This is a genomic window from Arthrobacter sp. 4R501, assembly GCF_002929755.1.
Lineage (GTDB): Bacteria > Actinomycetota > Actinomycetes > Actinomycetales > Micrococcaceae > Arthrobacter.
In genome coordinates this window covers 35,587-47,246 of sequence record NZ_PJIW01000028.1, presented here as the reverse complement: position 1 = coordinate 47,246, position 11,660 = coordinate 35,587, and the positions used below count along the sequence as shown (strand labels likewise).

The window sequence follows — 11,660 nt, the reverse complement described above, 5'->3', positions numbered from 1 at the left end:
AGCCAAAACAACCAATCAATAAAACAATTGGTATCAACAAACTTGGCACACTATTGAGTTCTCAAACAACAGACACACCCGGCACCACCACAACCAATCGGCCGTGGATCGCTCCGGAGCAACTTTTCAAACTTACCCGTTTTCCCGCCCCGACGCAAATCCATATTCCAGGACCCACACCAGCAGAAAACACATCCCCACCAAACAAAGGCGCTCAAAAGAACAACCAACATTTGGTCTTGAATTAGGGGGTTTGGCCGCCCGCGGTAACCAGCTCTTCGCTGTTCCCCTCGCGGCGACTTAGAAAACAATACACCCACCCAACCCCCACCGCAAATCCACCCCCACAACAGGCCCCAACCCCGCCATTCCGGGCCCAAAGCCGGTATCGGCACCCAAACCCGGGCGCCGCCGTCGTACATAGCTTCTGTGTGCTGCAGCACAAAGGCCAACACTGCGCGGGATCTCGACAAGCTCGATCACCAGACGGGGCTCTATCAACAGGAAGAGCACGATCACTGGAAGCCTTAAACGCAGAAGGGCCGGCAACCAAATGGTTGCCGGCCCTTCTCAAGCAGCTGGAATCAGCGGTGCTGGATTACCAGGAAGACTTGGTGATGCCCGGGAGCTCACCGCGGTGAGCCATGTCGCGGAAGCGAACACGGGAGATACCGAACTTCTGGAAGGTACCGCGGGGACGGCCGTCGATGATGTCGCGGTTACGCAGACGGACGGGCGACGCGTTGCGGGGAAGCTTCTGCAGGCCGAGGCGTGCAGCTTCGCGAACTTCGTCGGTCGAGTTGGGGTCAACCAGAGCCTTCTTCAGTTCGAGGCGCTTTGCAGCGTAACGCTCAACGATGACTTTACGCTGTTCGTTCTTTGCGATCATTGACTTCTTAGCCATGTGTTTAGCGCTCCTCTCGGAATTCGACGTGCTGACGGATCTTGGGATCGTACTTCTTCAGAACCATACGGTCCGGGTCGTTACGACGGTTCTTCCGCGTCACGTAGGTGTAACCCGTGCCCGCAGTCGACTTGAGCTTGATGATCGGACGTACGTCCTTGTCCTTAGCCATTAGAGCTTCACTCCCCGAGCAAGGATGGCGGCGACGACAACGTCGATGCCGCGTACGTCGATGGTCTTGATGCCCTTTGCAGAAAGCTGCAGAGTGACGTTACGGCGCAGGGACGGAACCCAGTAGCGCTTCTTCTGGATGTTCGGATCGAACCGACGCTTGTTGCGACGGTGCGAGTGCGAAATGCTGTGCCCAAAGCCCGGCTCGGCTCCGGTCACTTGGCAGTGTGCTGCCATGACTTCTCCTCAAGAATTGAATGTAATGATCCGCATATCTGCTGCAGGATCATGCGGCTAAGTGCGACCCAAAGTGATCAGGGTGAACGGTTAGTCACGCAACTTGAGCCCCTAACTACCGGCTACCCTGGAGAAAATTACCGGGCCACCGGAGCAATTGCGCACGCTCCGCGCACTTAGCGCTCACCAAGTCTACGAGTTCACGCAATTAAAGACCAATCCGGGCTCGGACGGTGTATAAGGGCGCCGCTTCAGAGGCGCGTGAGCTGGGCGTACTTGGGCGCCAGTCCGTCGCCCGAGGACTTGCCGGTGACACGGCGGACCACCCAGGGGCCGGCGAATTCGCGGACCCAGCGGGCGTTGGCGCGGAGGGCTTCGGCCCGGTTCAGCTCGGGCACCGGGGTCATGGGCGGGACTTCGATCGAGTGGTCGTGCTCCAGGACGGTAAGGACGCGTTTGGCCATGTTGGCGTGCCCGGCGGCGGACATGTGCATCCGGTCCTGGGCCCACATGCCCCAGTCGTAGTACTCGTTGAAGCGCCAGTAGTCCACCAGCAACGCTCCGTGGTCCCCGGCAATGCCGCGGACCAGTTCGTTGTAGATGGCGGTGCGGCCGCGCATGGTGCTGAAGACCTTGGAGCCGCGCGCGTCGAAGCCGGTGAACATCACCACTGTGGCGCCGGTGGCCGCCAGCTTGCGGATGCCGGCGTCGTACTCCGCCAGCAGATCGTCGATGTCGATCTTGGGCCGCAGAATGTCGTTGGCACCTGCGTAAATGGTCACCAGGGTGGGGTTAAGTTCGACGGCGGCGTCCACCTGTTCTGCCATGATCTGGAGGAGCTTCCTGCCGCGGATGGCCAGATTGGCGTAGCCGAAGCCGGGATCCGCCGCGCCCAGCTGCTCCGCCACGCGATCCGCCCAGCCGCGGACGCCGTTGGGGCGGCTGGGATCGTCATCCCCGACCCCTTCCGTGAAGGAATCGCCGAGCGCTACATACCGGGTCGAAAAGTCCATGGCGTCAGTCTTTCATCTGTTGCCGGGAGCAACCAAGGCGGGCCTGTCCGGACGGTGTCCATCAGGGCGACGGCTTATGGCCGGCTTTCGGTCTCGCGGAGGATCCAGTGGTCATCGTCCAGCCGGGCCACGATCTTTTCGCCGATGCGGGCGAGGTCATTGACGTCGCGTTCCGTCAGCGCGTCCAGGAACTTGGTGCGCACCGCCTCCACGTGCCCCGGTGCGAGTGCCTCCAAAGTGGCCATCCCGACGTCGGACAAGTGTGCGGTGGTGACCCGTGCATCGCGGGGGTGCGGACGCCGCTCCAGCCATCCGCGCTTCTCCAGCTTGGCAACCACATGCGAGAGCCGGGACAGCGACGAACTCGTACGGGCGGCCAGTTGGCTCATCGGCAGGAAGCGGCCCTCGGCTTCGGACAGCATGGCCATGACGTTGTAATCGAACAGGGACACCTTGCCAGCGGTGTGGAGCTGGTTGTCCAGGGCAGCCGGCAGGAGCGTGTTGATGCTCAGGAGTGCCAGCCAGGCACGGCGTTCGTCGGCGTTGAGCCAGCGCGGTTCGGTCATGCGTCCATTCTAGAAGCAGAGCGTGGTTGAGCGTTCAAGTGACGCACCCGTTCCCGTGGACCCATCCGGGTAGGCTGACTTTATGTTTGTTGTATCGCTGACCTACAAGGTGCCCGAAGACATCGTGGACTATCACCGCCCTGCGCACATGGCGTGGGTTAAGCAGGCGTTCGACGACGGCGTGTTCCTTGCGTCCGGACGCCAGGTTCCCGCGGTGGGCGGTGTGCTGTTGTCCAAGGCCGACCGAACCACACTGGATGCTGCGTTGGCCAAGGACCCTTTCTACAGCAACGGCGTGGCCGAGTTCGAAGTTATCGAATTCACCGCCACGACCGTGGCGGAGGGTTACGAAAACCTGCTGGACACCTAGGCCCCTGCCCCTGCGCCAGCAGGCACCGGGGAACTGCCCGGCATCCCCGGCAGCTCCCCGGAAGGACCTACTGCTCCAGAACCAGCAGCTGCGCCTTGTCCGGCTCCCAGGTCACGAACAGCTCCGCGCCTGGCGCGGGCCGACCCGTCGCATCTGAACTGAGTTCGCGCACCTGGAGCTCGTGGCCGCCGGCCGTGAGGCGGTGGCGCACCGTGGCGCCCAGGTTGGTCGAGGAGACCAGCGCCGCCTTGCCGCAGTTGTCCGGGCCTGCTTCGGAGCTGAACTTGAGGTGTTCGGGACGGATGGACACGGCGTAGTTCTCGCCGGTGACGCCGCGGTCGCGCACACGGCCCAGGCCCAGGCCGCCGAGGTCAACCAGCGCCTCGCCGTCCTTGCGTTCCAGGACGGTGCACGGGATGAGGTTGGTGTCGCCCAGGAAGCTGGCCACCCAGTCCGTGAGCGGGTGGTTGTAGACCTCTTCGGGCGGGCCCGACTGGACGATCCTGCCATCCTTCATCACCACGATCCGGTCGGACATGGCCATCGCCTCGTCCTGGTCGTGCGTGACGAAAAGGACGGAGATGCCGAGGCTCTTTTGCAGCGTCTTGATCTCCTCCTGCATGTGTTCGCGGAGCCGCTTGTCGAGGGCGGCCATGGGCTCGTCCAGGAGCAGCGCGGCCGGGTTGAACACCAGCGCGCGGGCCAGGGCCACGCGCTGCTGCTGTCCGCCGGAGAGCTGGCGGGGCTTGCGGTCGCCCATCTTGCCCAGACCCACGCGTTCCAGCGCGCTATCGGCGCGTTGACGCCGTTCGGCCTTGGGCACCTTGCGCATCCGGAGCGCGAACTCCACGTTTTCGCGGGCGCTCATGTGCGGGAAGAGGGCGTAGTTCTGGAACACGACGCCCAGGTTCCGGTCCCGGGGCGGGAGCGAATCCACGGGCTTTCCGTCGATCAGGACGCTCCCGGACGTGTGCTCCTCGAAGCCGGCCACCATCATCATGGTGGTGGTCTTGCCGGATCCGCTCGGTCCCAGCAGGGTGACGAATTCGCCGGGTTCCACCACCAGGTCCAGCTCGTCGACGGCAACTACGTCGCCGTACGTCTTGCGGACCTGCCGGAGTTCAATGGAACCCTGCCTGGACGCCGTCGTCCGGGTGCTTGCTGCTGCGGAAATCACTGAAGTAGTCATGGGCCTTCCTTAGTTTGGTGCGGACACGGCCAGCGGCAGCATCCTGGCGGTGGAACGCCGTTTGAGAACGAACATGACCTGGAACAACAGCCCCAGGGTGGCCACAGTGACCAACAGGGCCGAGGACACCGCGATCTTGGGGGTCAGGTTGAACTGGATGTCGGTGAACATCTTCACGGGCAGGGTGGTGGCGCTGGGCGACTGCATGAACAGCGACATCACGGTCTCGTCGATGGATACCGAGAAGGCGAACAGCGCCCCGGAAACCAGCCCGGGCAGGATGACCGGCAGGTAGACGTGCCGGAACACGGACAGCCATCCGGCGCCCAGGCTCTGCGCCGAATTGACCAGCGCCGGGTTCAGTCCGGCAAGGCTGGCACGCGTGGTCAAGTACACGTAAGGGGTGGCGATGACGGCATGCGCCAGGCCGATGGGGAGGATGCTGCCCAGCACGCCGAGCGAGATGAAGAACTGGTAGAACGCCAGCGCCAGCACCACGGTGGGGACGATCATCGGCGCCAGGATCAGCCCGACGACAGCCTGCTGGCCCGGGAACTTGCGTCCGTGCAGGCCAATTGCCGCGGTCGCGCCGAGAATCACACCGATCACGACGGCGATCACTGCAGATTGGAGGCTGGCCGTCAGGGCCGAGGTCCAAGCCTTATCAGCGAAGAACCCGGCGACGGCGGCGAACGAGATCCCTTCAGGCGGGAACGTGATGTAGCGGCTGTCGTTCAGCGCGACCGGGACCACGATCGCCGTCGGGACCACCAGGAACAGGAACACCGGAATGGAAAGCAGCGTCAGCAGTCGCTGCCGGGGATTAGTTGTCTGCATGTTGGCCTCCCGCCTTGAGCACTCGCTGGTAGATGGCAACGAGGATGCTGACCAGCACTGTCAGGATCACGGCCAGGGCCGCGGCCCCGGAGAAGTCGGTGAGCTGGCGCGCGTAGTAGTCGATCTGGTTGGCGATCATCATGTCGCCGGGTCCGCCCATGACCACCGGGGTGATGAAGAAGCCGGTGCTGATGATGAACACGAGCAAGCCTGCCGCGGAGATGCCCGGCGTGCTGAGCGGCAGGGTGATCCGGCGGAAGATCGAGGCTTCCTTGGCCCCGAGCGAACGCGCCGCCAGGGCAAGCCGGTCATCGATGGAGGTCAGCGAGGAGAAAATCGGGAACACCGCATACGGGAGCAGGCAGTGAACCATGCCGATGATCACGGCCAGCCGGTTGTGCAGCAGCTCAATGGGAGCATCGGTGAGGCCCACCGTCTGGAGGAAGGAGTTCACGATGCCGTTGTCCTGCAGGAGCACGGCCCACGCGAAGTTCTTCACCAGGATGCCGGTCCAGAAGGGCAGCAGCACCACGGCGAACAGGATCACGCGGGTCACCGTGCCGGAGCGCCACAGCACCAGGGCAATGACGTAGCCCAGGACCACGGTGACGACGGTGGATGCCAGGCTGATGCTCAGGGTGTTGATCAGGGAACGGACCACCAGCGGGTCTTCGAGGACGCGCTGGTAGGCGTTGCCGGTGAAGCTCGAGCCCACCAGTTTGCCCAGCGGACTGAGGAACAGTACGACGTCGAAGGCCAGGATCGGGGCCAGCAGCAGCCACCAGGTGGTGCGCCGCCGTCGGGGTTTCTCCTGCTCCGGTGCCAGGGCGCGTCCCTCCGGACGCGCGCGTTGCAAGGTTGCGTTGCTCATGTCAGCTGGCCTGCCACAGCTTGAACTGCTGCTCGGTCTTCTTCAGGTTCTCCGACCACCATTTGTCGTCACGGACCAGGATCTTGTCGGCCAGGCGCGGGCTGGTGGGCAGGGTGTCTGCGACCTCCTTGGGCAGCTTGGACAGCGCCGCGGTGTTGGCCAGGGTCAGGTTGGTGACCGTGTCGAAGGCAGCGCCGGCCTCGGCGTCGTTGGACATGAAGTTCATCAGTTTGAAGGCGGCTTCCTTGTTCTTGGCCCCCTTCGGCACCACGAAGTAGTCGCCGGCCAGGACTGCGTTTTCCGCGCTGAAGTTCAGCTTGGCGCCGTCATTGCGGGCCGCGTTGATGCGGTTGTTGAAGCTCGTGGACAGCGAGACCTCGCCCGAGGTGAGCTGCTGGATGGGCTCCTGGTTGGCCGCGTGGTAAAGCAGGCGGTCCTTGCCGGGGTGGTGGCCCAGCACGCGCAGGGCCCGGTCGACGTCGAGCGGGTAGATCTGGTCGAACGGCACGCCGTCGGCCAGGAGTGCGGCCTCCAGCACGGAGCTGTCCGAGAGCTGGTTGTAGACCGAGCGCTTGGTATCGTACTTGCCCTGGTCGAAGAACTGCGCCCAGTCCTTGGGGGCCTGCGCATCGGGGATGGCCTTCTGGTCCCAGGCCATCACGAACAGGAAGCTCAGGTACTTGATGCCGTACTCCGCCTTGGCGTACCCGGGCAGGCCCTTGTCGCTGATGATGTCGTAGTCGAACGGCTCCAGGAGGCCTTCTGCCACGGCCGTTTCGTACTCCGGGGCGGTGATTTCCACGAGGTCCCACTGCACGTCCCCGGACTGCACCTGGGCCTTGAGTGCGGCCAGGCTGGTGTTGGCCAGCAGCGTGGTCTGGATCCCCGACTGCTTGGAGAAGGGGTCCAGAATCGTCTGGGTCAGCTGGTCATTGTAGGAGCCGCCGTAGGAGGTGACCGTGACTGTCTTGTTGGCTGCCGCGCTATCGGCGGGCTTTGCCCCGCAGCCGGACAGTGCCAGGCCTGCAAATGGGGTCAACGCTGCTGCTTTCAGGAGTTTCCTGCGGTCAAAATGAAGGGAACTGTCAGTCATCGCGGTGGTGCCTCTCAAGGCTGGGGCCCTCCCGGCGCACGCCAAAGGACGCCGTGTGCCGAAGGGGCAGGTTGGGGATTCCGCGTTCACGCTGGCATCCCGACGGCGGCGGTTCACGCCCCGAACGGCCCACACAGCGCTGAGCGGACTAGAGCTGACGCGTTGAGTCGTCGTCAGTGCCGCAACAGTATCTGTGATGTTGCACACAAGTCAACAGCTGTTTACAAACCACTTGCTTTCGGGCTGTTCTTGAGCACCGCGTCCCGGTCCATCAGCTTCTTCAGCCCGCGCTTCCGCGGCACCCTGACGGGTTCCGGCCAGCGCGGCGCCAGTGCATCCCCGAGGGTGACGCCCCTGATTTTGCGGCCAAAAAGCGGCAGCACCCAGTCGTTAACCCAACGCCGCTGCCGCTGTTCCCACTCCCGGAGGCTGAGCCGCTCCGGTGGGTCCCAGTCCTTGAGCCGGATTTTGTGGGGCACCCCGAGCTGGTCCAGCACCTGCCCGGCCAGGTACTTGTGGCCCGCTTTGGACATGTGGAGGCGGTCCGAGTCCCACATCCGCCGGTCATGGAAGGCATCCAGGCACCAGTAATCCACCAGGACCGTCCCGTATTTCACAGAGACCTCGCGGACGCGCTGGTTGTAGACCGTGTTCCGCTTCTTCAGCAGCTCCAGAACGGCCGAGACTTTGACGTCGAAGCCGGTGAAAAGGACCACCGTGGCCCCGGTCCCGGCCAGTCGCGCCACGAGGTCCTCGTACTCGTCCATCAGGGCAGCCATGTCCGTTCCGATGTCCAGGATGTCGTTTCCGCCGGCGTACAGCGTGATCAGCGTGGGCTTCATGGCCAGCGCCGGTTCCAGCTGCTCGGTGATGACGTGACGCAGGCGCTTGCTCCTGATGGCAAGGTTGGCATATTCCCACCCCGGCTCAGCCTTGGCCAGTTTCTCCGCCACCCGGTCAGCCCACCCCCGGACGCCGTTGGGCAGCCGCTCATCCCGGTCCCCAACACCTTCTGTAAACGAGTCCCCCAAAGCAACAAACACCCGCCGGCCCTCACGGTCCGAGAGTAAAGGATTAGAACCCATCCACTGAAAGTAACCGGCCAAAGAAACGCCAAGGTAAACGGACAGCAACAGGACGTGCAGAAAGGTTGCGACCCAGGGGCAGAGTGTGGGGGCGCGTTTGCAGTGCCGCGTGCTAGGCGTGTCCATCAAGCCGCCGCCTCTGATCATCGGCAGCTGCTCAGCCTTTGTCACATTTTTGCGACCTATGGTCACGATCAGGTAACGTTGGCGGCTGGCCCCAATGCAGGGCCCCGGGCGCCCGATCACTGGACCCCCGATGCGCCCCTTCGGCGCCTGCTAGCTCCGGCCCTGCCAAGGGGCCCAAGGATGCTTTCCGCACTTTCATCGTCTCAAGTGCATCAGTAGTTTCTTCCAGTCCTAGCCCGGAGGTATCTTGTTCAAGAAAATAGCCATCATAACCACCATGGGTGCTTTGTCCCTGACAGGATGCAGCCTAGCCCCTACGACCAATGGGGCCTCTGCCCCATCCTCGGCTGGCCGCGCGTCCACTCCAGCCCCCACTGCCGCAGCCACGGCGTCTTCAGCCGCAGCGTCTCCGGCGCCCACGGCTTCGAGCAGCGGCCAGACCCCCGCTTCGGCGGAGGCAGCCCCGGCGGCAGCCGTAGCGCCGCCGGCGCCCGCGCTTGCCGCTGCCCCGGCCCCGGCCCAGCCGGGGCCCGCAGCCGGCCAGGCTCTCGCCACGACGGGTGACGGTGCGCAGGCAGCTGCCGCCTTCGGTTGGGGCCCGGTCCTGACGGGCGACGAATTCTCCTACACCGGCGCACCGGACCGGACAAAATGGAGTGTCTATAACAGTGCTGGGCATGCCGGCAAAGGCCTGCGCAGTCCCCAGGCTTGGTCGGTTGCCAACGGCGTGGCCACCGTCAGCGGAGACGCAGCCGGCACCACGGGCGGGATGTCGGCAAAGTTCGCGGAACAAAGGTATGGCCGCTGGGAAACGCGCATGAAAACCAATTCACGGGACCCGAAATACCACCCGGTCCTGATCCTTAACAACAACGCTGCCCCGAACTGTGCCGAGATCGATTATGCCGAGGGCAGCTCAGTCACCTCCGTGATGAGGTTCTTCCTGCACTACGCCTGTGGTGGAGCGGATTTCCAGACCACAGCGGCGACGCCCGTCGATAGCACACAGTGGCACAACTACGCGGTGGAGTGGACCCCGGCCGGCATCAGCGGATACGTCGACGGAGTAAAGACCTTCACTGACCCGAACCCTGCGCACCAGCCCTCTGTCGCCATGAAGCAGACATTGCAGCTGGATTGGTTCCCGGACGGCTCCGCCACCAAGCCCTCGCAGATGCAGGTCGACTGGGTCCGCGTCTACAAGTAAGACAGACCCACCGGGACCTGGCGAGTTCCAGCGGTCGTTGCAACACCCTGACTTTTCGGGAGTGGCAACGACCGTGGTTCGTTAAGGTGATGATTCATCAAGATCCCGGTGGCAGGGGAAGGGCCAGAAGCGCTCGGCTAGACCTCGGCCTTACCCTGGCGCCAGTACCCCATGAAGGCAACCTGCTTCCGGTCGATCCCCACGTCCCGCACCAGGTACCGCCGCATGTCCTTGATGACTGCAGCCTCACCGGCGATCCAGGCGTAGAAAGGCATGGCGCCGGCAGGCATGTCGGGGTTCTTGGTGGCCTCGATTTCGGCTGTCTCCATCCGCGCGGGGGTCTCCCAGAGGATGTCCACGTCCACATTGACGTCTTCGGGCTCCGGGCCCGCGCCGGCGTCGGACGCTTTGATGCCCACCCAGCCGGGAACGGGAATTGCAGTGCGCACTGCCTGCTGCAGCAGCTCGCCGTGCGGGCGTGAGCGGCCAATGGCGGCGCCGCGGGCAAGCCAGGTGATGTCGATGTCGGCGTCCGTCTTGAGGTCGAGGAAGTCGCCCGCTTCCGGTACTTCCAGGAGGGCGTGGCCGGTCATGTAGGACGGCAGGCTATCGAGGATGGCGGAGATAGCGGGGATGGCGGTTTCATCGCCGGCGAGAAGGACACGCTGGGCCATTCCGGGCCGCCACTCGATGCCACCGTAGACCTCGGCGGTGTAGCACTGGGCGGCTCGGCTGTTGGGGCCGATGATAGTGATGGCGTCGCCCGGCTGGGCGTTCTGGGCCCAGTTCGCGGCGGGACCGCCGTGGCCGTCGGCGTCGAAGTGCATCACGAAGTCGACGTCAATTTCCGGATAAACGGCATCAAGCCGGGACTGGCGGACCGTGTACGTGCGCATGGAGCCGCGTACGGCGGGGTCCATGGCCAGCCATTCCCGGTACCAGCCGGCCTGCGCCATTTCGAAGACCGGCAGGGGCAGCTTTGTGCCGTCGGACGCCAGGGAAGGGATCATCAGTTTGATCCGCAGGTCGAGCGTATCTCCGTTCACGCCGAAGTCCCGCAGCGAGTAGCCGCCGAAGGTGATCCGGCGGAAGTTGGGGCTCAGCTCCTGCACCGAGGAAACGGTCACCTCGAAAGCCAGGGTCATGGGCTCGGTGGCGGCGATGTCGCGGGTCTTCATGAAACGAGCTCCAGTTCGGTTGCGGCGGTGTGGTGGCGGCCGATGGGGATGATCAGGGGTGTGCCCGAGACGGGATCGGGAATCACCCGGGACTCAAGGCCGAAAACGTCGCGGACCAGCTTTTCGGTGACAACAGTTATGGGGTCACCCAGGGCCACGATCTCGCCGCCCTTCATGGCGATGACATGGTCCGCGTAGCGTGCCGCCAGGTTCAGGTCGTGCAGGACGATGGCCACGGTGGTGCCGCGCTTGCGGTTCAGATCCGTGACCAGGTCCAGGACTTCCACCTGGTGCGCCAGGTCCAGATATGTGGTGGGTTCGTCCAGCAGGAGCACGTCGGTTTCCTGGGCGAGCGCCATGGCGATCCAGACGCGCTGGCGCTGGCCGCCGGACAGTTCATCGACGTTCCGCTCAGCGAGTTCCAGCGTTTCCGTCGCTTCGAGCGCGCGCTGCACGGCGGCGTCGTCCTCGGTGCTCCAGCTGCGGAAGAAGCCCTGGTGCGGATACCGGCCGCGGCCCACGAGGTCGCGGACAGCGATGCCGTCCGGCGCCGTGGGGTGCTGCGGGAGGAGCCCCAGGGTGCGCGCCAATTCACGGGCCGGGCGGGCGTGGATGTCCTTGCCGTCCAGGGTCACCGTGCCGGAGGCGGGCTTAAGGAGGCGGGACAGGCCACGGAGGAGCGTGGACTTGCCGCAGGCGTTGGCGCCCACAATCATAGTCACCTTGCCCTCGGGGATTTCCGCCGTGAGGCCGTCCACCACGCAGCGCTGGTCGTATTTGAGGGTGAGGTCCTGGGCGCTGAGAACGGCCATG

Annotated in this window: 15 protein-coding genes; 3 read left to right on the top strand and 12 right to left on the bottom strand. The window is 64.2% G+C overall.

The annotated features are described in order from the left end of the window. On the top strand, positions 1-248 hold a 248-nt coding region (locus tag CXR02_RS22695; protein ID WP_219816467.1), incomplete at its 5' end, for a hypothetical protein. A 350-nt stretch (positions 249-598) separates the two neighbouring features. Here the strand turns inward: CXR02_RS22695 and rpsN are convergent. From rpsN to CXR02_RS20585, 5 genes are all read right to left on the bottom strand, one after another. Then, positions 599-904, bottom strand: coding sequence for a 30S ribosomal protein S14 (gene rpsN / locus CXR02_RS20605; protein WP_026266887.1), 306 nt, complete (start codon positions 902-904; stop codon positions 599-601). A 4-nt stretch (positions 905-908) separates the two neighbouring features. Further along, a complete protein-coding gene (gene rpmG / locus CXR02_RS20600) occupies positions 909-1,076 on the bottom strand; it encodes a 50S ribosomal protein L33 (RefSeq protein WP_013602737.1) in 168 nt (55 codons plus the stop codon). Beyond that, positions 1,076-1,312 carry a 50S ribosomal protein L28 gene (gene rpmB / locus CXR02_RS20595; RefSeq protein WP_056342125.1) on the bottom strand — a complete coding sequence of 79 codons (237 nt, stop codon included), beginning with the start codon at positions 1,310-1,312 and terminating at the stop codon, positions 1,076-1,078. Before rpmB ends, rpmG begins: the two co-directional genes overlap by 1 nt. A 251-nt stretch (positions 1,313-1,563) precedes the next feature. Continuing rightward, on the bottom strand, positions 1,564-2,325 hold the full coding sequence (locus CXR02_RS20590) for an SGNH/GDSL hydrolase family protein (RefSeq protein ID WP_104063681.1): 762 nt from the start codon (positions 2,323-2,325) through the stop codon (positions 1,564-1,566). A gap of 74 nt (positions 2,326-2,399) precedes the next feature. Then, positions 2,400-2,891, bottom strand: a complete 492-nt coding sequence (locus tag CXR02_RS20585; protein ID WP_056342119.1) for a MarR family winged helix-turn-helix transcriptional regulator — start codon at positions 2,889-2,891, stop codon at positions 2,400-2,402. 82 nt (positions 2,892-2,973) lie between these two features. Here CXR02_RS20585 and CXR02_RS20580 point away from each other — a divergent pair, with 82 nt between their 5' ends. Then, a complete protein-coding gene (locus CXR02_RS20580) occupies positions 2,974-3,261 on the top strand; it encodes a YciI family protein (RefSeq protein ID WP_104063680.1) in 288 nt (95 codons plus the stop codon). A 67-nt stretch (positions 3,262-3,328) separates the two neighbouring features. Here the strand turns inward: CXR02_RS20580 and CXR02_RS20575 are convergent, their stop codons facing one another. The 5 genes from CXR02_RS20575 to CXR02_RS20555 form a co-directional block, all read right to left on the bottom strand. Then, on the bottom strand, positions 3,329-4,450 hold the full coding sequence (locus tag CXR02_RS20575) for an ABC transporter ATP-binding protein (protein WP_104063679.1): 1,122 nt from the start codon (positions 4,448-4,450) through the stop codon (positions 3,329-3,331). 9 nt (positions 4,451-4,459) lie between these two features. Beyond that, a complete protein-coding gene (locus CXR02_RS20570; RefSeq protein WP_104063678.1) occupies positions 4,460-5,287 on the bottom strand; it encodes an ABC transporter permease in 828 nt (275 codons plus the stop codon). Continuing rightward, positions 5,274-6,158 carry an ABC transporter permease gene (locus CXR02_RS20565; protein WP_104063677.1) on the bottom strand — a complete coding sequence of 295 codons (885 nt, stop codon included), beginning with the start codon at positions 6,156-6,158 and terminating at the stop codon, positions 5,274-5,276. Before CXR02_RS20565 ends, CXR02_RS20570 begins: the two co-directional genes overlap by 14 nt. A gap of 1 nt (position 6,159) precedes the next feature. Continuing rightward, positions 6,160-7,251, bottom strand: a complete 1,092-nt coding sequence (locus CXR02_RS20560; RefSeq protein ID WP_104063676.1) for an extracellular solute-binding protein — start codon at positions 7,249-7,251, stop codon at positions 6,160-6,162. Between the two features lie 221 nt (positions 7,252-7,472). Further along, positions 7,473-8,336, bottom strand: a complete 864-nt coding sequence (locus tag CXR02_RS20555) for an SGNH/GDSL hydrolase family protein (RefSeq protein ID WP_104063686.1) — start codon at positions 8,334-8,336, stop codon at positions 7,473-7,475. 403 nt (positions 8,337-8,739) lie between these two features. On the opposite strand from CXR02_RS20555, the gene CXR02_RS22690 reads away from it, so the two are divergent. Next, positions 8,740-9,669 (top strand): glycoside hydrolase family 16 protein, encoded by a 930-nt coding sequence (locus CXR02_RS22690; protein ID WP_146072576.1) that lies wholly within the window; start codon positions 8,740-8,742, stop codon positions 9,667-9,669. 137 nt (positions 9,670-9,806) lie between these two features. Here the strand turns inward: CXR02_RS22690 and CXR02_RS20540 are convergent, their stop codons facing one another. Both CXR02_RS20540 and CXR02_RS20535 read right to left on the bottom strand, forming a co-directional pair. Next, positions 9,807-10,847 carry a siderophore-interacting protein gene (locus tag CXR02_RS20540; RefSeq protein WP_104063675.1) on the bottom strand — a complete coding sequence of 347 codons (1,041 nt, stop codon included), beginning with the start codon at positions 10,845-10,847 and terminating at the stop codon, positions 9,807-9,809. Beyond that, positions 10,844-11,659: an ABC transporter ATP-binding protein gene (locus tag CXR02_RS20535; RefSeq protein ID WP_104063674.1), complete on the bottom strand. Its 816-nt coding sequence runs from the start codon at positions 11,657-11,659 to the stop codon at positions 10,844-10,846. The genes CXR02_RS20540 and CXR02_RS20535 overlap by 4 nt, the downstream gene beginning before the upstream one ends. Position 11,660 lies beyond the last annotated feature (1 nt).

Bases quoted from the DNA above. Each gene is read 5' to 3' on its own strand.
- CXR02_RS20575 (WP_104063679.1), bottom strand. From the start codon at position 4,450: ATGACTACTTCAGTGATTTCCGCAGCAGCAAGCACCCGGACGACGGCG.
- CXR02_RS20555 (WP_104063686.1), bottom strand. From the start codon at position 8,336: ATGGGTTCTAATCCTTTACTCTCGGACCGTGAGGGCCGGCGGGTGTTT.
- CXR02_RS20565 (WP_104063677.1), bottom strand. From the start codon at position 6,158: ATGAGCAACGCAACCTTGCAACGCGCGCGTCCGGAGGGACGCGCCCTG.
- CXR02_RS20590 (WP_104063681.1), bottom strand. From the start codon at position 2,325: ATGGACTTTTCGACCCGGTATGTAGCGCTCGGCGATTCCTTCACGGAA.
- rpsN (WP_026266887.1), bottom strand. From the start codon at position 904: ATGGCTAAGAAGTCAATGATCGCAAAGAACGAACAGCGTAAAGTCATC.
- CXR02_RS20535 (WP_104063674.1), bottom strand. From the start codon at position 11,659: ATGGCCGTTCTCAGCGCCCAGGACCTCACCCTCAAATACGACCAGCGC.
- CXR02_RS20585 (WP_056342119.1), bottom strand. From the start codon at position 2,891: ATGACCGAACCGCGCTGGCTCAACGCCGACGAACGCCGTGCCTGGCTG.
- CXR02_RS22690 (WP_146072576.1), top strand. From the start codon at position 8,740: ATGGGTGCTTTGTCCCTGACAGGATGCAGCCTAGCCCCTACGACCAAT.
- CXR02_RS20570 (WP_104063678.1), bottom strand. From the start codon at position 5,287: ATGCAGACAACTAATCCCCGGCAGCGACTGCTGACGCTGCTTTCCATT.
- rpmG (WP_013602737.1), bottom strand. From the start codon at position 1,076: ATGGCTAAGGACAAGGACGTACGTCCGATCATCAAGCTCAAGTCGACT.
- CXR02_RS20560 (WP_104063676.1), bottom strand. From the start codon at position 7,251: ATGACTGACAGTTCCCTTCATTTTGACCGCAGGAAACTCCTGAAAGCA.
- CXR02_RS20540 (WP_104063675.1), bottom strand. From the start codon at position 10,847: ATGAAGACCCGCGACATCGCCGCCACCGAGCCCATGACCCTGGCTTTC.
- CXR02_RS20580 (WP_104063680.1), top strand. From the start codon at position 2,974: ATGTTTGTTGTATCGCTGACCTACAAGGTGCCCGAAGACATCGTGGAC.
- rpmB (WP_056342125.1), bottom strand. From the start codon at position 1,312: ATGGCAGCACACTGCCAAGTGACCGGAGCCGAGCCGGGCTTTGGGCAC.